Below are 18,575 nucleotides of genomic sequence, written 5' to 3' on the forward strand. Positions count from 1 at the left end.
TTCGCCGAAGGAGGCGCCATGGCCGTGCGCGATGCATTGCTCGCCCTGCTGACCACGGGCCCCGCCTACGGGTTCGCCCTGCACGGGGGGCTCACCGAGCGCACCGGCGGGCGGCGCGTCGTGAACGTCGGCCAGACCTACGCGACCATCGAGCGGCTGACGAAGCAGAAGCTGCTCGAGCCGGCCGGCACCACCGAGGACGGCCTCCCCCTGCACCGGCTCACCACCGCGGGCCGAATCGCGGCCGAGGCCTGGTTCGGCGGTGCGGATGCCGCGGGCGCCGACCCGTGGGACGAGACCGTCGACCGCGTGCTCATCGCGGCATCGCTGCCAGGAGTCGACGCGGCATCCGTGATCACCGGTGAGGAGCGCCGGTGGAGCGAACGCCGGGACCTCGCGCACGGACGGGCCGATGAGGTCGCGGCGGCCTCGGGCGGCGATGCCGAGGGCGGCGCGCACGGCGTGACGGAGGGTGGCGCCGGTGCTGCGGGCGCGGTGCCGGGATCCACGGCGATGGCCGGACTCGCGCGCCTCGCGGCATCCGCCGATGCGGCGCGTGCCGAGGCTGCGCTCGCCTGGCTCGCCGCAGCCGCACCGCTCACCGAGAACGGCGCACTCGCCTTCGAGCCGAGCACCACTCGCCCGCGGCGCGGTCGACGCCCCGGCAGCACCACTGCGGCGCCTGCGGCCCCCGCCCTCGAAGCGGCCGATCAGGCATCCGCCGACGCGTAGCTGTCGACGACCGCGAGATCGAGCGGGAACTCGATCGGGAACGCGCCGAAGAGCAGTCGCCCGGCCGTGACGGCGGAGCCGCGCACGGCGTCGGCGACCGCGTCGGCGAGCTCGATCGGGGTGTGCACGATGATCTCGTCGTGCAGGAAGTACACGAGGTGCGGCGCCCGGTCGAAGACGGGCCCGGATGCCGCTGCGGGCCGCCGACCCGTCGGCTCGGCGTCGGCACCGGCAGGCGTCGACGACCCGAGGCCCGCAGCGCCGATCGCGTGCAGCCTCGCTCGAAGGTCGGCCATCCAGCACAGCGCCCACTCGGCCGCACTGCCCTGCACGACGAAATTGCGCGTGAACCGCCCCCAGTCGCGAGCCGACGACCGCGCGCGACGCTCGTCGGACGAGGTCGCCTCGGGCTGGCTGGCGGTCGCCTGCGTGGCGCGCCACTCGGCCGGCGGCAGCGGCGACGATCGACCGAGCAGGGTCGTGACCTGGAGTCCGCGCTCGCCGTCGCGGGCGGCCGCGTCGACGAGGCGCATCGCCCGGGGGTACGCCCGCGCGAGGCGCGGCACGAGCCGACCGCTGTCGCCCGTGGTCGCGCCGTACATGGCCCCGAGGATCGCGATCTTCGCCTCGTCTCTCGTGGCGACGACGCCGGAGTCGACGAGGCCGCGGTACAGGTCGCGGCCGTGCCCGGCGCGTTCCATGGCCTCGTCGTGGGACATGCCCGTGAGCACCCGCGGCTCGAGCTGGGCGGCGTCGGCGACGACGAGGGTCCAGCCGGGGTCGGCGACGACCGCGCTTCGCACGAGCTTCGGCAGCTGCAGCGCCCCGCCGCCCGACGTCGCCCACCGGCCGGTCGCGGTGCCGCCCGGAACGTACTCGGGGCGGAAGCGGTCGTCGGCCACCCACTCGTCGAGCCAGGCCCAGCCGTTGGCGCTCAGCAGTCGTGCGAGCTTCTTGTAGGCGATGAGCGGCTCGATGGCGGGATGGTCGTGCTCGCGGAGCTCCCAGCGAGAGGTCGACGAGGTCGGCACGCCCGCACCGCGGAGCGCGCGCAGCACGTCGACCTGCGAGTCGAGGTTGAGCGTCGGCGCCCCGAGCTCGGTGCGGACGACCGCGGCGACCTCCTCCATGCGCACGGGCTTGCGGCCGGGCGACGGGCGCCCGCCGAGCTCGGCATCGAGCACGGACTCGTGCACCCGCCGGCTCCACGGCAGGCCCGCCGCACGCATCTCGGCGCCGATGAGGGCTCCGGCCGATTCGGCGGCGACCAGCAGGCGCAGGGCGGCCGGGGCGCTGCCGGCTTCGACCAGCGCGAGCTGCCGACGGTACTCGTCGACGACGGATGTCGCAGACGGGCGGCCGCCCGCGGCATCCGCTCGCTCGACCGCGCGCTCGGCACTCTCATGCGCCTCGAGCGCGATGGGGTCGTCGAAGCCGACGAGGTCGAACAGCGTCTCGTGCTGCGGCGCATGCGGCACGAGCGGCTGCCCGGCGGCCTCGGCCATCGTCGGGCCCGCAGGCAGCCAGCCCGGCCTCGGGTGGTCACCACGCGCGCGGACGTCGGCGGTGAACGTGGAATGGTCGAGGATCGCGCCGCAGAGTCGCAGGTCGTGGCACCTCGCGAGCCGCACGCCGCTCGCGAGCAGCGCGGGATACCACTGGCGCACGTCGGCCCAGACCCACCGCGGTGCGTGCTCGAGTTCGAGGCGCCGGAACGTCTCTGCGGAGGCCGAGGGTTCGACCGCGGCGACGGGCCGCCCCGGACGATCGGGATCGAGGAACTGCACGCGACCGCCGTCGCCGATGCCAACGGCGATCTGCATGCTCCCATTCTCCTGCCGCGCACCGACAGCGGCCGACGGATGTCGGTGGGGATCGGCAGGATCGGCACATGCAGAGCCAGAAGGAGCGCCCGTGGTCGCCGTGAGATTCCACTGCGGACACGGCGCCGACCCCGCCGATCCCACCGCGCTCGCCCTGCGGCGCCCGTGCCCCCTCTGCATGCTCATCACCGAGACGCACCGTTCGCGCGGCGAGCTGCTGCGAAAGGTCGCTCCCCCGCAGCGCGCCGCGCTCGCCGCGGAGACCCGCCTCGGCGCCGAGTACCAGTGGCTCTGCCCCCGCGGCCACGACCGCTTCGCCGCAACGGTCAATGAGATGCTCACCGGCACCGGGTGCGCCAAGTGCCGCGCGAATGCTGCCGCGCCCGCCGCCCTCCGCGAGGCCGGCCTCGCCTTCATGAAGCCCGGGCTCCGCACCCGCACCTCGATGACCGAGCAGCGGCTCCGGGCGATGCTCGGCGAACGCATCCGCCTGCACCATCGCGTGAACGCGGTGCACATCGCCCGCACCTTCTTCGGGCGCAGCGAGGTGTGGCCCGACATCCTCGTTCCGCAACTGCGCATCGCGATCGAGTACGACGACCCCGGGCGCTCGCGGCGGGCCCATCTCGGGCTCAAGGAGGCGTCCGACCTCGAGAAGGACGAAGCCCTGGCCGAGGTCGGCTGGGAGGTGATCCGCATCCGTGCCGGCGGCCTCGAGTCGCTCGGCGCGAACAGCATCGTGTGCCGGGCGCTGACGCCGGCGGTCGTCGAGGCGGTCGTCGATCGCATGCGGCAGCTCAGGGGCGGCGCCGCCGTCGATGCGATCGCCGTCGCCGCCTCGGCTGCATCCTGAGGTGGCCGACGCCGACGCCGGCGGGGGTGGCCTTGCGACGCCTGCTGCGCCTGTGCACAGGCCCGGCTCCCCGCTCGACGAACCGGTAGAGTTGGCGAACCCGTGCGCTCCCGTGCGGTCTCGCGCGCGCAGAAGGGCCAGAGGCATGCTCCTCCCGTTTCTCATCGTCGGCGGAGTGGGCCTCGTGCTGCTCCTCATCTCGTTGGTGCTCGGAGACATCCTCGACCACTTCGACATCGGCGACGGGGCGATCTCGGGCACCGCGCTCTCGGTGGGCCTCGTCGTCTTCGGCGCCTCCGGCACGCTCATCGCGACCACCGGGCTCGACCTCGCGTGGGCCTACGTGCTCGCGATCGTGCTCGGCCTCGTCGCCTACGCGCTCTCGGCGCTCGTCGTGCGCAACCTCACGAACTCCTCCGACGGAGTGCCCGCCTCGGCGATCGGGCTGTCCGGCGTCGCACGATCGGATGTCTCCACCTCCGGCGGCGAGGTGAGCCTCGACGGCCCCGGCGAGATCGAGCGACGACTCGCCTACTCCGACGAGCCCATCGCCGAGGGGTCGCGCGTCGTCGTCGTCGAGCACGTCGGCACCCGTGTCAAGGTCGCCGCGAACTGACCCGCCCGCCCGACGCCTCGCGCATCGGAGCCCGCCCGCCTGCGCAGCAGCGCACGCGGCCCACGACGACCCCGCCCAACCCGCGAACCCGAAAGGCACCACCTTGCCACTGGACACGACCACGATCCAGGTGATCTCGATCATCGCGATCGTCATCGCCCTGCTCTCCCTGCTCGTCTTCATCGCGCGGCGCATCCGCCGCGTGCCGCCGAACGAGGCGCTCGTCATCGTCGGCCGCGGCGCCGGGCGCAACGACGCCGAGACGAACACCGGGCAGCGCGTCGTGATCGGCGGGCGCACCTTCGTCTGGCCGATCCTGCAGCAGGGCTTCTCGATCTCGCTCGAGCAGCGCCAGATCGGCATCACCGTCGAGGGCGTCGACAAGAACCGCATCAAGATCGCGATCAAGGCGTCGATCAACTTCAAGGTCAGCGGCACCGAAGACGGCGTGCGCCGCGCTGCGCAGCGGTTCCTCTCGCAGCAGGAGCTGCTCACCGAGATCATCAAGGAGTCGCTCGAGGGCTCGCTGCGTTCGATCGTCGGCGACATGACGATCGAGCAGATCATCTCCGACCGCAAGAGCCTCTCCGACCGGGTCGTCGCCGAGACCAAGACCGACCTCGTCGAGCAGGGCCTGCAGGTCGACCTGCTGAACATCTCCGACATCTCCACGCCGGGCAGCGACTACCTCGCCAACCTCGGCCGCGCCGAGGCCGCGCGCGCCCGCCAGGTCGCCGAGGTCAGCGAGGCCGAGGCCGCCCGTGCCAGCGAGTTCGCCCGCATCGAGGCCGCCGAGCAGATCGCCGAGCGCCAGAAGGCGCTGAGCCTCAAGCAGGCCGGCATCAAGGCCGAGACCGACCGCGCCAACGCGGAGGCCCAGGCCGCAGGCCAGCTCGCGACCGCCGAGCAGGACAAGCTCGTCGCCGTGCAGGAGCGCGACGCACTGCAGGAGCAGGCCCTCGTCACGCAGGAGCGCCTCGACATCGAGATCCGCAAGCCCGCCGAGGCCGAGGCCTACGCCGAGGTGCAGCGAGCCACCGCCAAGCGCGACGCCGCCAACGCGAGCACCGAGGCCGAGGCGTTCAAGCGCACCAAGATCGCCGAGGCGAACAAGGTCGCCGCCGTGCAGGACGCCGAGGCCGCAGCCACGTCGGTGCGCTTCGCCGGTGAGGCCGAGCGCGACCGCAAGGTCGCCCTCGCGGCCGGTGTGCGCGCCGAAGGCGACGCCCGCGCCTCCGCCATCGAGGCCGAGGGCCTCGCCGAGGCATCCGCCACCGACGCGAAGGCCCTTGCGCTGCAGAAGTACGGCGAGGCCGCGCTCGCGCAGGAGATCATCTCGCGCCTGCCCGAGATCGTCCGTGCCGCGGCGGAGCCCATCTCGAACATCGACACGCTCACGGTCGTCTCCACCGACGGCGCGAGCGCGGTCACGAAGACCGTCGGCCAGGTGCTCGGCGAGGGCACCGAGGTCGTCAAGTCGCTCACGGGCCTCGACGTCAGTGCGATCCTGTCCGGTCTTGCGGGCGGTCAGCTCGTGAAGCAGGCCGACGCGACCAAGTAGCAGCCCCGCTCGAAGTCGAAGCGCCGGATGCCCAGCATCCGGCGCTTCGTCGTACCTGCGCTCGTTGCGTCCGCGCCCGGTCAGCTGAGGCATGACCCGGATGGGTGGAGCGGCATCGGATGGATGAGAGACTTGACGAGTTCGTCAACAACCCTGGAGAGATCATGACAAACCCGACTCCGGATCTGAGCGGTGACTGGGACCTCGATCCCGACCATTCGCGCATCGGCTTTTCGGCGAAGCACGCGATGGTGGCAACGGTTCGCGGCGCCTTCACCGACGTGACCGGTCGGCTGCACGCCGATCTCGATGACCCCGACGCCTCGTTCGCGGAAATCGTCTGCCGCGTCGACAGCGTCGACACTCGCAATACGCAGCGCGACGAACATCTGCGGAGCGGCGACTTCTTCAACGTCAAGGAGTGGCCCGAGATCGTCTTCCGCAGTTCCCGCATCGAAGAGGTCGGCGACAACGCGCTCGTCGTATCCGGCGATCTGACGATCCGAGACGTGACGAAGGCCATCACCATCCCGATCGAATTCGTCGGCGCGCATACCGACGCGACCGGGGCACTCCGTGCCGGGTTCCAGGGAACACGTCGCATCGATCGCCGTGAGTTCGGCCTCGAGTGGAACGTGCCACTCGACACCGGCGGCGTGCTCGTGTCCGAGAAGATCACGCTCGAGTTCGAGCTCTCGGCCATCAAACGCGAGGCAGACGCGCAGCCGACGGCCTGAGCCGGGCTGTACGCGACGAGTCCCTCGCGTACAGTGTCGACGTCACACCGAGTCGCGACCCGACGGACGCACCAGCGCCCGCAGGACGAAGAACACGACGGCGGCGACGATCAGCACGATGACCGCCTTGACGATGAACCACACCATGCTGAACACGACATCGACGAGCACCCACGCGATGATGACGGCGGCGATGACGCCGAGCACGGTCCACACGGTTCTGCTCATGGTGCTGGCTCCTCGAATTCGATCTGACAGGTCGGCGGGCTCCACGCGAGACCGCGCCGAGGTCGGAGGTTCGATTCTACGCGGCGCCCTGCATCGAGCGATCGGGCGGTCCGATGCCGTTCGAACGAGCCGGCGGGACGGAGGAGAGCATGTCGACCGGACTCTCGCGCGCCTCGCTGGCGCTGCGCGATCCTGACGAGGCCGAACGCGCCCTCGCCGACTACTTCCCCTCTCTCCGGCTGGGACGCGCGGAGCCCGGCGCCTTCCGGTCGTGGATCTCGACGAGGGCGGCTCCGGAGCGTATGAGCGATTTCATGTGATCTCCTTTGATCGTTCGAGTGATCGTTCGAGCTGACCTCGGGTGCGCCAAGCGCGATCGCGCCCGGGGCTGCTGAGAATCTAGGCTCGCCCGAAGCCGCCCGGCAAAGCCCGTTCCACGCAGTAAGCCGAGCGACGCCGAAGCATGGACACGACCCGCGCCGTGGCCTTCACTTGGAGCGGAGGCCCCATGAACGACGGACGACTGCTCGTCGTCTGCAAGGACGACCGCACACTCGAGGTGATCGACCTCGAGTCCGCCGCGACCGTGGGAACCGTGGTCGCGTCGGGTTTCACGCCGCATGAGGTCGTCGCGACCGCCGACGGGCGGCTCGCCTACCTGCCCGTGTACTCCGATGCGCCCGTCGGCTCGCCGGGATCCGACGGGCGCAGGGTCGACGTCATCGACCTCGTGACGCTCGAGAGGGTCGCCGGGATCGATCTGGACTTCCCGAGCCGCCCGCACCAGGCGAGCCTGCTCGCGAGCGGCCGCGTGATCGTCTCCACCGAACTCGACGAGAGCCTCACCGTGATCGACCGGCGAACCCTCCGGGTCGTCGCGCGGCTGCCGACGGGCCGAGCCGAGTCGCACACCTTCGCGATCAGCCTCGACGGCGATCGCCTCGTGACCGCGAACGTGGGTTCGGGCAGCGTCAGCGTCATCGACATCCCCTCCGGCAGGCTCCTCGGTGTCGTGGAGGCCGCCGACACGGTAAATCGCATCTGCCTCGAACCCGGTGGGCGACTCGCGTACACGGCCGACCAGAACTCGCCTCGCCTCGCCGTCGTCGACACGGACCGTCTCGAATGCGTCGGCTGGATCGACCTGCCGTCGATCGGCTTCGGCACGGCGGTCACCGCCGATGGCTCCCGCCTCGTCGTCGCGCTCCGGCAGGCATCGGAGATCGCGGTGGTCGACCTCGCGTCGTCCGAGGTGGTGCATCGCATCGCGACGCCCGACCAACCGCAGGCGATCGTGCTGCATCCCGATGGCGTCCGCGCGTACTCAGCGTGCGACGCCGCCGGGTGCGTCGTCGAGGTCGACATCCGTTCTGGGCGGCTCCTGCGCCGGATCCCGACGGGCCGCCGACCCGATGGCATCGCCTGGAGCCGCCGTCCTGCCCCGGATGACCGGCCCGCCTGAGGCCTCATCATCGGAGTCGCTCCGCCACAGGAGTGGGATGGTTAGTCGAAGTCCTCGATGCGCCACTCGTCGCGCCAGTCGATGCGCGGTACACCCGCATCGAACCGGATGGGGAGCCAGACGTAGTCCGCGATCGCGGTGTTCTCGCCCCTACCGGCAGCCATCACCGCACCCATGCTCGCCGCTTGCTCGGGCGTCATCTCCGGGCGAGCAGCACCCTCGGCCATGCTCGCGACGCTGTCGTAGACGTTGGGCATTTCGTCTGGCAACTGCGGCAGCCATCGGTCGGCCAGTGCGATGTAGAGGTCGCGCTTGTGCGGGTGCTTGAACACGCAGCTGATCTGCGACCGGAACGACGTGCGCGAAAGGTCGTCGGGATGCGGGTCGCCGAGCACAGTCCATGGCCCGTGGTAGTCGGGAGCCGAAGCGACCTCCGAGTAGTTCGGGAAGTATCCGGTCGACCCCGACGTGACGAGGTAGTGCACGCCGTCCCGCTCGAAATGTGCAGGAGCCTCACGGGTGAACGGTGGGCTGGGGTGCGGGAGGTGGAGGGAGTGCTCGCCGCTGACATCCGTGTAGTCGTCGGTCAGGTCAGCGACGACGAGGTCGGTGTGCACCTTCTCGAAGAAGGAGTACGCCTTCTTGGTCTCGGGGTCGACGACCAGGTCAAAGTCCCCCGCGCTCATCCCCAGCGGTGTCAGGCCGGCACGCACGATCTCGTAGGGGCCGAGGAGTGAGTCCGAGGTGAGCACGGTCGAGGCCTGGGTGTCGTGGGCGCCCTCCCCCATGACCTTGAGCCAGCACACGTACGTGCCGGTGCGTTCGTTGAAGATGACGTGCGGGCGGTCCATCTTCTGCGCGGGGTGCAGAGGAGATGAAGGGTCGTCGAGCACAGGCGGGATGATCAAGCCGAGATCGTCCCAGTTGTAGAGGTCGGTCGAGGAGTATGCGCGCACACCCCAATGCCAATTGCCACTGCCCGGCGTCGTGTGCTCCTTGTTCTCGCCGTACCAGTAGAAGGTGTCGTTCTCGAAGAACAGGGACCCTCCATGAGCCTGGATCCGTTCGCCATTCGTGTCGAGCCATGGCTGGCCCGGTCGGATCGCATCGTTGGTCATGACAGGTGCGCTCCGTTCGTCTCTGCGACACGGCCGAGCCAGCTCGCACTTTCCTTCGGCGTTCGTTCGAAGGTGATGCGGTCCACGGCGACGAGACCGAAGGTGATGGCGTAGCCGTGCACCCACTCGAAGTTGTCGATGAAGGTCCAGTGCAGGTATCCGCGCACGTCGAGTCCGTCCGCCAGGGTCTGCGCCACGCCGTTGAGGGCGCCGGTGGTGTAGTCGATGCGCCGTTGGTCGTCACTCGTGGCGATGCCGTTCTCCGTCACGATCATGGGGATGCCACCGGTGACCGCCCATGCGCGACGCAGCGCGATCTCGAGCGCGTCGGGCCGGTAGGCCCAGGCGGTCTGGGTGAGTTCGGCACCCTCGGGAGCACCCTCCAGTCCGTCTGGTCCGACGAGCTGGCTCGTGTAGGACTGCACACCCACCCAGTCGTCATCGCGAGAAGCCTCGAGGTAGGTGTCCTCCCAGACCCGCTGATAGTGGTCGAGGTCGGCTTCGTACCCCTCACGGGCGACGAGGCTCTGAACGGCGACGGTCCACCCGACCTTGGCCGACGTTCGCGTCCGCAGGATGTCGCGGGCTCGGGCGTGGGCGCGCAGCATGGTCTGCGCGGCCTCGTCCTTCGGTTCGGGCATCGAGAAGGCGTTGAGACCGGCTTCACCGTCGACCGCCGACCGCGCCGCCCCCATGTGGGCGAGCACCGCCGCCGGGTCCGGGTACTGCAGGGGAATCGACATCTGGTACATGACGGCGAACATGTTCGGCTCGTTGATCGTCGCCACCCACGTGACGCCGTCGAGGATCGGGCAGACCGCCTCGACGTACTCGCCGAAGCGGTCGACCGCCTCAGCCGAGCCCCATCCACCCGCCTGGGCGAACCACAACGGGCTTGAGAAGTGGTGGAGGGTCACGACGGGCTCGACGCCGCGCGCGAGGCAGTAGTCGATGATGCGCCGGTAGTGGGCGAGCTCGGCGGCCGAGAACTCGCCTCGCACCGGTTCGACCCGAGCCCACTCGATGCCGAAGCGGAAGGCGTTCAGGCCGAGCGATTTCAGCAGGTCGATGTCCTCTTTCCACCGGTGGTAGAAGTCGACGGCATCGCCGCTCCGCTCGGCGAACGACGAGCCGGGCAGCTGCTCCAGGGCCCACATGTCACTGTTGAGGTTGTTGCCCTCGTTCTGGTGCGGGGCGCACGACGCTCCCCAGAGGAAGCCCGTGGGAAAGGGGCTGTCGGTGTTCACGGCCATGGAACGAACCCTTCGGTGGCGACATCCCAGGTATCCGGGAAGCCGGTGGTGGCCAGCAGGGAGACTGCTGCGAGGAGTGAGCCGTTGCCGGGGAGGTAGATGGGGAGGATGGACCCCATCTGGGCGTTGTGTCCGACGAGGGTGAACTGGTTCTTGACCTCGTCGCGCAGCAGGGCGTCGATCGCGAGATCGGGGCGGCCCAGGCGTGAGGCCGTCATCGCGATGACCGGGAAATCCCAGCCCCACGCCGTGTGCCACTCCCAATTGCCGAGCACGTCGAGGAGGGTCGCCGTCATGATCGCGGGATCGATGATCGGAGTGGGCGGCAGGACGCCGAGCGCCGCGAGGAGGGCGGGGTGGTCGTCGCGACGCAGGTACGGCTCGGTGGCGATCGCCGTGTAGTGGCCGTCCTCGACATGGGGTCGAGCGAGCCCAGCCTGCACCGTCGACCACTCGGGCTGCCGCAGCAGCCCGGCGCGCTCCCTCCAGAGCTGGGCGATCTCGAGCCCCCACCACCATGAGGCGAGCTCATAGGTCGGGTCCTCCGTCGTCGTCACGTCGTAGAACTCCTGCGCCGGCATGATCGGCGGCGACAGGTGGAACGCGCCGTCGCGCTCGGCGGTGAAGGCGGCCATGAACGTTGCCGTCTCCTCCACCAGCTCCCCGAACTCGAGTGCCAGCGCGCTGCGATTGTCGGGACCGGACGCGCGCCAGACCAGTTCGAGCAGGTACAGCACGTGGGGCTGCTGCCAGACGAGGAACGAGCCGATCGGGTCCGGGCTCTCGCGGCCGTCCGGACCGACCTGCTTGGGCCACCGGGCTCCCGGGTATCCCTGACCTTCTGCAGTCGCGCGCGCCCGCGGAAGGATCGAGAGGTACCAGCCGAGACTGCGTTCGAGCAGTTCCGGTCGACCCCAGGTCGCGAAGTGGGCCGCGTGCCAGAAGTGCATCTCGAGGTGCGCCTTGCCCGACCAGGAGTTCGTCGTCAGTCCCGTTTCCGCCGGCGGCATCACCCCGGCCGAGTTCACGGCGGTGAGGTACTGCGAGAGCACGACCCGGCGTTCGAGTTCGCGCGCCCGCTCGTCTGCCGTGCCCTGGAAGTCGATCGCCGCTCCGGAGCGCCAGAATCGCTCCCACGACGAGGCTGCCGCCTGTGCGACGGCGTCGAATGATGGGAGCGCTCCCCCATCGTTCTGGGCGAAGCGCACGACGACGTCGAGTGATTCGGCATCCGTGAGCAGCTCGAAGTCGTGCGGCGCCGTCTGGGTGATCGATCCGGTGCTGGATTCGACGGCCACGAGGTAGGCCGTGGCGTCGAGCTGCCGCGAGATCGTGGAACGCGACCCATCGGTCGCGATGGTCGAGGTGTGGCGGTCGGGGTGCTGCCAGTCCGACGTCTGGAAGAAGCCCGGATGCGCGTAGGGGAACCGCAGCGTGATGCGCAGTCGGCCGTCGCCGAGGAGCGGGGATTCGATGCGGAATGCGACCGTCGAGTCATCCGGGGCCCCCACGGTCGTGACCGCGACGGTCTCGTCGTCGTAGCGGAACCGGCTGGTGATCGTGCCCGACCACAGATCGAGGTGCTGCACGGTGTCGGTCAGGGCGTCGGGTCCGACGTCGACCCGCGACCCGTTCGCGTCGTGGAACGAGAAGCCGACACGGCCGAGGTCGAGACGTTGGGGGTTCGCATTGAGCCAGGCGCCCGGACGGTTCTCGTCGGAGACCTGGCCGCGCATCGCGCCTTCCATGTCGTGCCGGTCGGGGTAGCGCACGACTCCACGCGTGGTGCTGTGCTCCGACATCGCGTCCTCGAGCACGAACCCGTCGGGGTTCGGCATCTCGTGCCAGCCCCAGGTGCTCATGGTCGCCGTGTTGATCGCGGCACGCCCCTGCATGATCGCAGCGGCCTGGTCGTGGAATGCCGTGAAGGTCTGCATTCCGGTGATGTCGGCCGTGAAGGCGAAGTCACCGTTGCCCACGGTGAGCACGGACTCGGGGTCGGGCGCCGTGAGCATCACGTCGTGGCGCTGCACGACGGCTCGGCGGTCGATCGGGCGATCGGCGTGGGGCATGGCGGCCTTTCTCGGGGTTCGACGCGTCTGAACGATGCGTGCGGCCGGGCCGGAGGCGAACCCGGCCGCAACGTGGTCAGCGAACGGCCTTGACCTTCAGGATCACGAGGCCGCCCACGACGGTGAAGACGGCTGCGGCGACGTAGATCGCCGCGTATCGGTCGCCGGTCGGGATCAGCGCCAGAGCTGCTGCGGCAACGAAGGGCGCGATGGCCTGGGCGAGCACGTTCGCGAGCTGGATGATGTTGACGAAGCGGCCGGCCTCGGTGTCGCGCTCGGGGAGCACGTCGAGGAAGAGGGCCTGGTCGACGGCGGAGAAGACGCCGATGCTGATGTTGCACAACAGCGATCCGACGAGGAGGAGCGTGAGGTCGGGGGCAGCGACCATCACGAGAGCGCCGATGCCGAACAGGATGCCGGAACCCAGCACGAAGGGCTTGCGGCGCCGCAGCTTGTCGGAGAGGAACCCGCCGAGGAACACGCCGGCGATCGTGCCGAGGATGCCGATGCCGCCGACCGTGGCCACCGTGCCGCCGATCTCGTCGACCGGGATGCTCAGGCGCTCGGCGAAGAAGAAGGCGGTGTAGCTCGTGTTGAGGGTGAGGCCGAAGAAGAACAGGAAGCGGCCGAGCCAGTTCCAGGCGAAGTCCGGGTACTGCTTGGGGTTGAAGACGTACTTCGAGATGAGCACCTTGGCGGTCAACGGCGAGTCGAAGGTGATGTTCCGGCTGTCGGCGTCCTTGTAGTACGCGACGAAGATCAGCACGACGGCCAGGCCGATGGCGCCGGGGATGAGGAAGAGGAGGAAGGGCTGGTTGGCGACGGTGCCACCGAAGACGGCACCGAAGACCGGGGCGACCATCGTGGCGAAACCGGTGATGGCTCCGACCTTGCCGCGCTGATTCTCGGGCAGCTTGTCGGCCTGGATGGTGCCGAAGGTGTTCACCGTCGAGTTGAGGCCGATCTGCGCGATGACCCAGCCGATGCCGAGACCGAGCACCGCCGGCGAGGCGGCCATGACCGCGAGGCCGATGAGACCGACGAGGATGCCGCCGACGAGCCACGGCCGGCGGCGTCCCCAGCGGGAGCGAGTGCGGTCGGAGAGCTGCCCGGCCAGCGGGCTGGTCAGCAGCGCGGCCAGCGAACCGAATCCGAGCACGACCCCCAGGTACTCGGCGTTGTCGGGGGCGAGCGCATTGACCCGGATCGCCAAGGAGATCGCGATCGGCGTCACGAAGGCGAGGTAGGTGCCGAACAGGCCGAGCGCGAGAAGGGTGATGAAGGCTGCGCTGACCTTGGGGCGGTCTGCGCCTCCGCCGGCGGCGGTATCGAGCTGCTCGATGTCCTCGGCGGTGGAGGCGCTCCCGAGCGGGAAGGCGCCGTTCGAGGGTACGGGCGGCTGGTCGTCTGTGGTGTTCATCGTGGACTCCTTTGTCAGTGTTGCAGGGGGTGCTTGCGGGTGGGTGCGTGCGGGTCAGTTCGCGTTGAGGGTGGTGACGGCGGGCGGGCAGCCGTCGGCCATCGCCGTGACGGTGATCTCGCCGGCTCCGGTGGGGCGGATGATCGCGAGGGCACGTCCGTCGAAGGTGGTGTGCGTGGCGGACCGGAACGACTCGGTCGTCACCGGATTGCCGCTGCCGAGCGCCTGGAGGATTGCGGGTCCGTCGACGGTGACCGTGACAGAGCGGTCGACGCCGTTGCGCACGACGCCGTTTCCATCGGTGAGCGCGAGGGCGAGGTAGCCGAGGTCGGTTCCGTCTGCGCGGAGGACCGGCCGGTCGGGCCGCGCCTCCAGCGCGAGTGAGGTGCCGGCTGTCGTGAGCTCCACGCGCCCTGATTCAACGCCCTCCACGTAGGCCACGGCCGTCAGCGTGCCCGGGCGGTAGGTCGTCTCGATCGCCGCCCGGAAGTCCTCGACACGTGCCCGACCGATCGTCACGCCGTCGAGCATCAGTTCGATCTCGTCGGCATCGCTGTAGACGTCGACGGTGACGGGCCGACCGTCCGCGCCCGACCAGGTCCAGCTCGCGATCGCGTCGCCCCACGCCCACGGCGTCGCCACGGCGATCTCGCGACCGTGGTTCTCGGGCGGGTGGACGGCGATGAACGGGTCGGAGCGCAGGCCGAACACGATCTCGCGGAAGTACGACACGGGTCGGCGGTTGCCGACGATGTCGAGGTCGCCGCACCACGCCGTCAGTTCGGGGAATCCGCCCGAGAACCCGGACTGGCCGGAGTCCGAGTACCGGGTCGCACCGATGCCGGTCTCGCCCAGGTAGTCCCAACCGGTCCAGGTGAAGTCGCCGATGACGTGGCCGTTGTCCTTGACGAGTTGCCAGTTGCCGACGATGGAGGTCGGCCAGGTCTCCGTGCCCACGATGATGCGGTCGGGGAACAGCTCGCGGTCGAGCTCGTAGCGGGCCTCGGCGTAGTTCATGCCCGCCACGTCGAGCACGGCGTAGGACTCCTCGGTGCGCTGCGTCGCCGGTGCGGAGGTCTGGATGTGGCTCATCATCTGGCCGAACCCGGCCATCATGGTGTTCACGCCGCCCTCGGGCGCCGCCGCCGCGGCATCCCGTCGGGCCTGCATCTGCGGCACGATCGTGTCGATCATCGACACGAAGCCGTTGATGCCGTTGGTCACGTACCGGGTGCTGTCCAGGGAGCGCACCTTCTCGGCGAGCCGTCGGCCCCACGTCGAACCGATCGGGCTGCCCGTCTCGGGGATCTCGTTGCCGATCGAGTAGAAGATCACGCTGGGGTGGTTGATGTCCCTGGCGACCATCGCCTCGACGTCGCGCTCCCACCACTCGGGGAAGTCGAACGCGTAGTCGAAGTCGCTCTTGCCCTGGGTCCACATGTCGAAGGTCTCGTCCATGATGAGCATCCCGAGCCTGTCGCACGCCTCGAGGAGGGCGGTGCTCATGGGGTTGTGGGCACTGCGGATGGCATTGAAGCCGGCCTCCTTGAGTCGGGCGACCTTGCGCTCCTCGGCGGCACGCATCGAGACCGCGCCCAGCGGGCCGTTGTCCGAGTGGATGCACGCGCCGCGCAGCTTCGTGCTCACGCCGTTGATGCGCAGTCCCCGCTGCGGGTCGAGCTGGAGCGACCGGATGCCGAACGCCACGGACTGCTCGTCGGCGACGACCTCTCCCTCGCGAAGCGCAAGGTGGGCCGCATAGAGGTTCGGCGCGTCGACGCTCCAGAGGGAGGGTGCGGCGACATACGCACGCAGGCGGGCGGTGCCTCGCGTGCCGGGAAGGAGCGTGATCGGCGAGCGCGCGATGGCGACGGATGCGCCGTCCGGTCCGGCGATGTCAGCGGTCAGCTCGAGGACCGAGGTCAGGGCGCTCGAGTTCTGGACCTCCACCGCGACCTCCACCACGGCTCGGTCGGACTCGATGTCGGGCGTCGTCACGACCACGCCGTCAGTGCCGATGTGCACGGGGTTCTTCACGACGAGGTGCACGTCGCGGTAGATGCCGGCGCCGGCGTACCACCGGCTGTCGAGGTGCGTGCGGCACTCGACCCGGATCTCGTTGTCGGCCCCGAACTGCAGGAACGGGTCGATCTGCACGAAGAACCGCGAGTACCCGAACGCCCGCTGGCCGGCGAGGTTGCCGTTGACGAAGACGGCAGCGTCGCGGTACACCCCATCGAATTCGAGCAGGATCCGGCTTCCGCGCAGCTCCGCATCCGCATGGAAGGTCTTCCGGTACTCGAAGGCGCCGCCCTGGAAGTAGCCGCTGGTCTCGCCGCGAGGAGCATCCGCCCGACGCTCAGCTCCGATCAGCGCATCGTGCGGGAGCGTCACCTCAGCCCAGGCCGAGGTCGATGAGCCGCCGAGCTCCATGAAGGCGGTCACCTTGGGTCGGAAACTCCACCCGGTGTTGAAGATCTCACGAGTCATGCGGCGGGCTCCAGTACGTCGTTGTGAGGATGGTCGGCGAGTTGGTATCGCGCGTTACCTGAGTAGGAAACCACAAGAAGTAACGCGCGTCAACTCACGCCGATATGCTGAAGGCGTGATTGCAACGAGCGAGGACGTGGCACGACGCGCGGGAGTCTCCCGCGCGACGGTCAGCCAGATCCTGAACGGGCGCGGCCAGCGATTCGCCACCGAGACGCGCGAGCGCGTCACCCGGGCCGCGACCGAACTCGGCTACCAGCCGTCAGCGGCCGGACGCACGCTCGCCAAGGGATCCAGCGACATCGTGATCGCCGTCATTCCGTACACCACCTTCGGCGGCAACCTGCAGGACATTTTCCAGGCGGCGACCGAAGAGCTGGCCTCACGCGGGCTGACGTTGCTGCTGCACCTCGCGACCGAATCCACGGCTCCACTGGATCGCGTGGTCACCGGCATGAAGCCGCGTGCGGTCATCTCCCTCACGCCGTTCTCGCAAGCGGAGCTCGACCTCCTGAGGAGCCGCGGCGTCATGGCCTTCGATCCCGAGTCCTCGTCGAAGGACCGCATCGATCCCAACGTCGAGATCGGTGCGCTGCAAGCCCGCTACCTTGCCGACCGCGGCTACACCCGAGTCGCGTTCGCGCATCTCCAGGACGCCCGACTCGACCCCTTCGGCGAGGGCCGAGAAGAGGGTGTGCGACGGGTGTGCGCGGAACGCGGGTTGCCCGATCCGGTGATCGTGCGCCTCGGCATCGATCCCCACGACGCGCTCGAGGCCATCGACTCCCTCGGACTCCCCGGGGCCGGCGTCGTCTGCTACAACGACGACGTCGCCACCGCACTCCTGTCGGCGGCCACCATCCGCGGCTGGAGCGTGCCCGCCGACGTCGGGCTCGTCGGCATGGACCACACTCCCCTCTCGGCGGTCACGATCCCGCCGCTCTCAACGGTCGGGTACGACCAGCGCGCGGCGGCGTACAACCTCATCACCGCAGCCCTCCAGGGGCTGGGCGAATCGATCGACGATCGCGAACCCATGGACGTGAAGTTCGCGCTGGTGCCGCGCGGAACGGCCTGATCGACGGCCACGACCGCGATAGCCGGGCCGCCGCGCCGATTCCGCACCCCTCCGCGGTGCGAATCGGTGCGGAACGGATGACGAGTCCGCCGTGCGTCTAGTGTTGCCGCATGCGCGCAGCCGTCATCTACAACCCGATCAAGATCGACCTCGACGCCGTGAAGGCCGCGTTCGCGTCGGCCGAGGCACGACACGGCTGGGATGGCTCGCTCTGGCTGGAGACCACGGAGGCCGACCCCGGCGAGGGCCAGGCCACGACGGCAACGGGCGAGAAGGTCGACGTGGTGGTCGCCGCCGGGGGCGACGGAACCGTGCGCGCGGTGGCCGAGGGCCTGCGCGGCTCCGGAATTCCGCTCGCCCTGCTCCCCTCCGGCACCGGCAACCTCCTCGCCCGCAACCTCGGTCTCGGGCTCGGTGACCTCGAGCGGTCCGTGGACGCCGTCTTCACCGGGGCCGACCGGCCGATCGACGTCGGCCTCATCCGCCTGCGCCGGCCGAACGGCGACCTCGAGCGGCGCGCATTCCTCGTCATGGCCGGCCTGGGCATCGACGCCCAGATGATCGAGAACACCGACCCCGCGCTCAAGAAGCGCGCCGGCTGGCTCGCCTACGTGCAGTCGATCGCGACCTCGCTGCGCGACGGCAATGAACTCCACGTGCGGTACCGGCTCGCATCGGGCAGCACCCACCGTGCGACCGTGCACACGTTCATCGTCGGCAACTGCGGCACCCTGCCGGCCAACATGATGCTGCTGCCCGACGCCGTCATCGATGACGGGATGCTCGACATCGTGATGCTCCGCCCCGAGGGGGCGCTCGGCTGGCTGCGCATCTGGGTGCGCGTGGCCTGGGAGAACGGCATCCTCCGGCGCACGAGCACCGGTCGCCGGCTGCTCGGCGATGCCAAGCCCATCCGACCCCTCCACTACGAGACGAGCGAGACGATCGACGCGACGTTCGGGCGGCCGGAGAAGATCGAACTCGACGGCGACGCCTTCGGCGAGGCGACGGCCATGCGGGCGAGCGTCGACCCGGGAGGCCTGCTCGTGCGGATGCCGCAGAGCGCAGCCGACGCCGTGGACGCAGCCGCCGAGCCGCAGGGCGGGCGATCGGGCGCCGACGACGCCTGACC

The 18,575-nt window shown here is 69.8% G+C and carries 16 protein-coding genes; 9 read left to right on the top strand and 7 right to left on the bottom strand.

The window, feature by feature from the left end; genetic code table 11:
* The first annotated feature begins 18 nt into the window (after window positions 1-18).
* Window positions 19-732, top strand: coding sequence for a PadR family transcriptional regulator (locus ASE68_RS10125; protein ID WP_055857967.1), 714 nt, complete (start codon window positions 19-21; stop codon window positions 730-732).
* Here the strand turns inward: ASE68_RS10125 and ASE68_RS10130 are convergent.
* Entirely contained in the window at window positions 711-2,555 is a 1,845-nt protein-coding gene (locus tag ASE68_RS10130) for a bifunctional 3'-5' exonuclease/DNA polymerase (protein WP_055857970.1), read from the bottom strand. The genes ASE68_RS10125 and ASE68_RS10130 overlap by 22 nt on opposite strands.
* A gap of 91 nt (window positions 2,556-2,646) precedes the next feature.
* Here ASE68_RS10130 and ASE68_RS10135 point away from each other — a divergent pair, with 91 nt between their 5' ends.
* From ASE68_RS10135 to ASE68_RS10150, 4 genes are all read left to right on the top strand, one after another.
* Window positions 2,647-3,408, top strand: coding sequence for a hypothetical protein (locus ASE68_RS10135; protein ID WP_055857972.1), 762 nt, complete (start codon window positions 2,647-2,649; stop codon window positions 3,406-3,408).
* Window positions 3,409-3,553: 145 nt separating this feature from the next.
* Window positions 3,554-4,024 carry an NfeD family protein gene (locus tag ASE68_RS10140; protein WP_055857974.1) on the top strand — a complete coding sequence of 157 codons (471 nt, stop codon included), beginning with the start codon at window positions 3,554-3,556 and terminating at the stop codon, window positions 4,022-4,024.
* 103 nt (window positions 4,025-4,127) lie between these two features.
* Window positions 4,128-5,585 carry a flotillin family protein gene (locus tag ASE68_RS10145; RefSeq protein WP_055857976.1) on the top strand — a complete coding sequence of 486 codons (1,458 nt, stop codon included), beginning with the start codon at window positions 4,128-4,130 and terminating at the stop codon, window positions 5,583-5,585.
* 104 nt (window positions 5,586-5,689) lie between these two features.
* On the top strand, window positions 5,690-6,322 hold the full coding sequence (locus ASE68_RS10150; RefSeq protein WP_369800074.1) for a YceI family protein: 633 nt from the start codon (window positions 5,690-5,692) through the stop codon (window positions 6,320-6,322).
* 42 nt (window positions 6,323-6,364) lie between these two features.
* Here ASE68_RS10150 and ASE68_RS10155 read toward each other — a convergent pair whose 3' ends face one another.
* Window positions 6,365-6,550, bottom strand: a complete 186-nt coding sequence (locus ASE68_RS10155) for a hypothetical protein (RefSeq protein ID WP_055857980.1) — start codon at window positions 6,548-6,550, stop codon at window positions 6,365-6,367.
* Between the two features lie 149 nt (window positions 6,551-6,699).
* Here ASE68_RS10155 and ASE68_RS10160 point away from each other — a divergent pair, with 149 nt between their 5' ends.
* Window positions 6,700-6,870, top strand: coding sequence for a hypothetical protein (locus tag ASE68_RS10160; RefSeq protein WP_157421600.1), 171 nt, complete (start codon window positions 6,700-6,702; stop codon window positions 6,868-6,870).
* 188 nt (window positions 6,871-7,058) lie between these two features.
* A complete protein-coding gene (locus tag ASE68_RS10165) occupies window positions 7,059-8,012 on the top strand; it encodes a YncE family protein (protein WP_055857984.1) in 954 nt (317 codons plus the stop codon).
* Window positions 8,013-8,053: 41 nt separating this feature from the next.
* Here ASE68_RS10165 and ASE68_RS10170 read toward each other — a convergent pair whose 3' ends face one another.
* The 5 genes from ASE68_RS10170 to ASE68_RS10190 form a co-directional block, all read right to left on the bottom strand.
* Window positions 8,054-9,130 (bottom strand): family 43 glycosylhydrolase, encoded by a 1,077-nt coding sequence (locus tag ASE68_RS10170; RefSeq protein ID WP_055857986.1) that lies wholly within the window; start codon window positions 9,128-9,130, stop codon window positions 8,054-8,056.
* A complete protein-coding gene (locus ASE68_RS10175) occupies window positions 9,127-10,383 on the bottom strand; it encodes a glycoside hydrolase family 1 protein (RefSeq protein ID WP_055857988.1) in 1,257 nt (418 codons plus the stop codon). Before ASE68_RS10175 ends, ASE68_RS10170 begins: the two co-directional genes overlap by 4 nt.
* Entirely contained in the window at window positions 10,374-12,455 is a 2,082-nt protein-coding gene (locus ASE68_RS10180; protein WP_055857990.1) for a hypothetical protein, read from the bottom strand. The genes ASE68_RS10175 and ASE68_RS10180 overlap by 10 nt, the downstream gene beginning before the upstream one ends.
* A 76-nt stretch (window positions 12,456-12,531) precedes the next feature.
* The gene (locus ASE68_RS10185; RefSeq protein WP_055857992.1) at window positions 12,532-13,875 is read right to left on the bottom strand and encodes an MFS transporter; all 1,344 of its coding nucleotides are present in this window, start codon (window positions 13,873-13,875) and stop codon (window positions 12,532-12,534) included.
* A gap of 54 nt (window positions 13,876-13,929) precedes the next feature.
* A complete protein-coding gene (locus ASE68_RS10190; protein ID WP_235480813.1) occupies window positions 13,930-16,320 on the bottom strand; it encodes a glycoside hydrolase family 2 TIM barrel-domain containing protein in 2,391 nt (796 codons plus the stop codon).
* On the opposite strand from ASE68_RS10190, the gene ASE68_RS10195 reads away from it, so the two are divergent.
* Together ASE68_RS10195 and ASE68_RS10200 are read left to right on the top strand one after the other, a co-directional pair.
* Window positions 16,307-17,443 (top strand): LacI family DNA-binding transcriptional regulator, encoded by a 1,137-nt coding sequence (locus ASE68_RS10195; RefSeq protein ID WP_082462159.1) that lies wholly within the window; start codon window positions 16,307-16,309, stop codon window positions 17,441-17,443. The genes ASE68_RS10190 and ASE68_RS10195 overlap by 14 nt on opposite strands.
* Before the next feature lie 110 nt (window positions 17,444-17,553).
* Complete coding sequence (locus ASE68_RS10200) at window positions 17,554-18,573, top strand: diacylglycerol kinase family protein (protein WP_055857999.1); 1,020 nt, start codon at window positions 17,554-17,556, stop codon at window positions 18,571-18,573.
* Window positions 18,574-18,575 lie beyond the last annotated feature (2 nt).

This window comes from Agromyces sp. Leaf222 (assembly GCF_001421565.1).
GTDB lineage: Bacteria > Actinomycetota > Actinomycetes > Actinomycetales > Microbacteriaceae > Agromyces.

What these genes read in the sequence shown, in the direction of transcription:
- ASE68_RS10140 (WP_055857974.1), top strand. Translation starts at nt 3,554, where the DNA reads ATGCTCCTCCCGTTTCTCATCGTCGGCGGAGTGGGCCTCGTGCTGCTC.
- ASE68_RS10195 (WP_082462159.1), top strand. Translation starts at nt 16,307, where the DNA reads ATGAAGGCGGTCACCTTGGGTCGGAAACTCCACCCGGTGTTGAAGATC.
- ASE68_RS10155 (WP_055857980.1), bottom strand. Translation starts at nt 6,550, where the DNA reads ATGAGCAGAACCGTGTGGACCGTGCTCGGCGTCATCGCCGCCGTCATC.
- ASE68_RS10180 (WP_055857990.1), bottom strand. Translation starts at nt 12,455, where the DNA reads ATGCCCCACGCCGATCGCCCGATCGACCGCCGAGCCGTCGTGCAGCGC.
- ASE68_RS10200 (WP_055857999.1), top strand. Translation starts at nt 17,554, where the DNA reads ATGCGCGCAGCCGTCATCTACAACCCGATCAAGATCGACCTCGACGCC.
- ASE68_RS10165 (WP_055857984.1), top strand. Translation starts at nt 7,059, where the DNA reads ATGAACGACGGACGACTGCTCGTCGTCTGCAAGGACGACCGCACACTC.
- ASE68_RS10170 (WP_055857986.1), bottom strand. Translation starts at nt 9,130, where the DNA reads ATGACCAACGATGCGATCCGACCGGGCCAGCCATGGCTCGACACGAAT.
- ASE68_RS10130 (WP_055857970.1), bottom strand. Translation starts at nt 2,555, where the DNA reads ATGCAGATCGCCGTTGGCATCGGCGACGGCGGTCGCGTGCAGTTCCTC.
- ASE68_RS10125 (WP_055857967.1), top strand. Translation starts at nt 19, where the DNA reads ATGGCCGTGCGCGATGCATTGCTCGCCCTGCTGACCACGGGCCCCGCC.
- ASE68_RS10185 (WP_055857992.1), bottom strand. Translation starts at nt 13,875, where the DNA reads ATGAACACCACAGACGACCAGCCGCCCGTACCCTCGAACGGCGCCTTC.
- ASE68_RS10160 (WP_157421600.1), top strand. Translation starts at nt 6,700, where the DNA reads ATGTCGACCGGACTCTCGCGCGCCTCGCTGGCGCTGCGCGATCCTGAC.
- ASE68_RS10175 (WP_055857988.1), bottom strand. Translation starts at nt 10,383, where the DNA reads ATGGCCGTGAACACCGACAGCCCCTTTCCCACGGGCTTCCTCTGGGGA.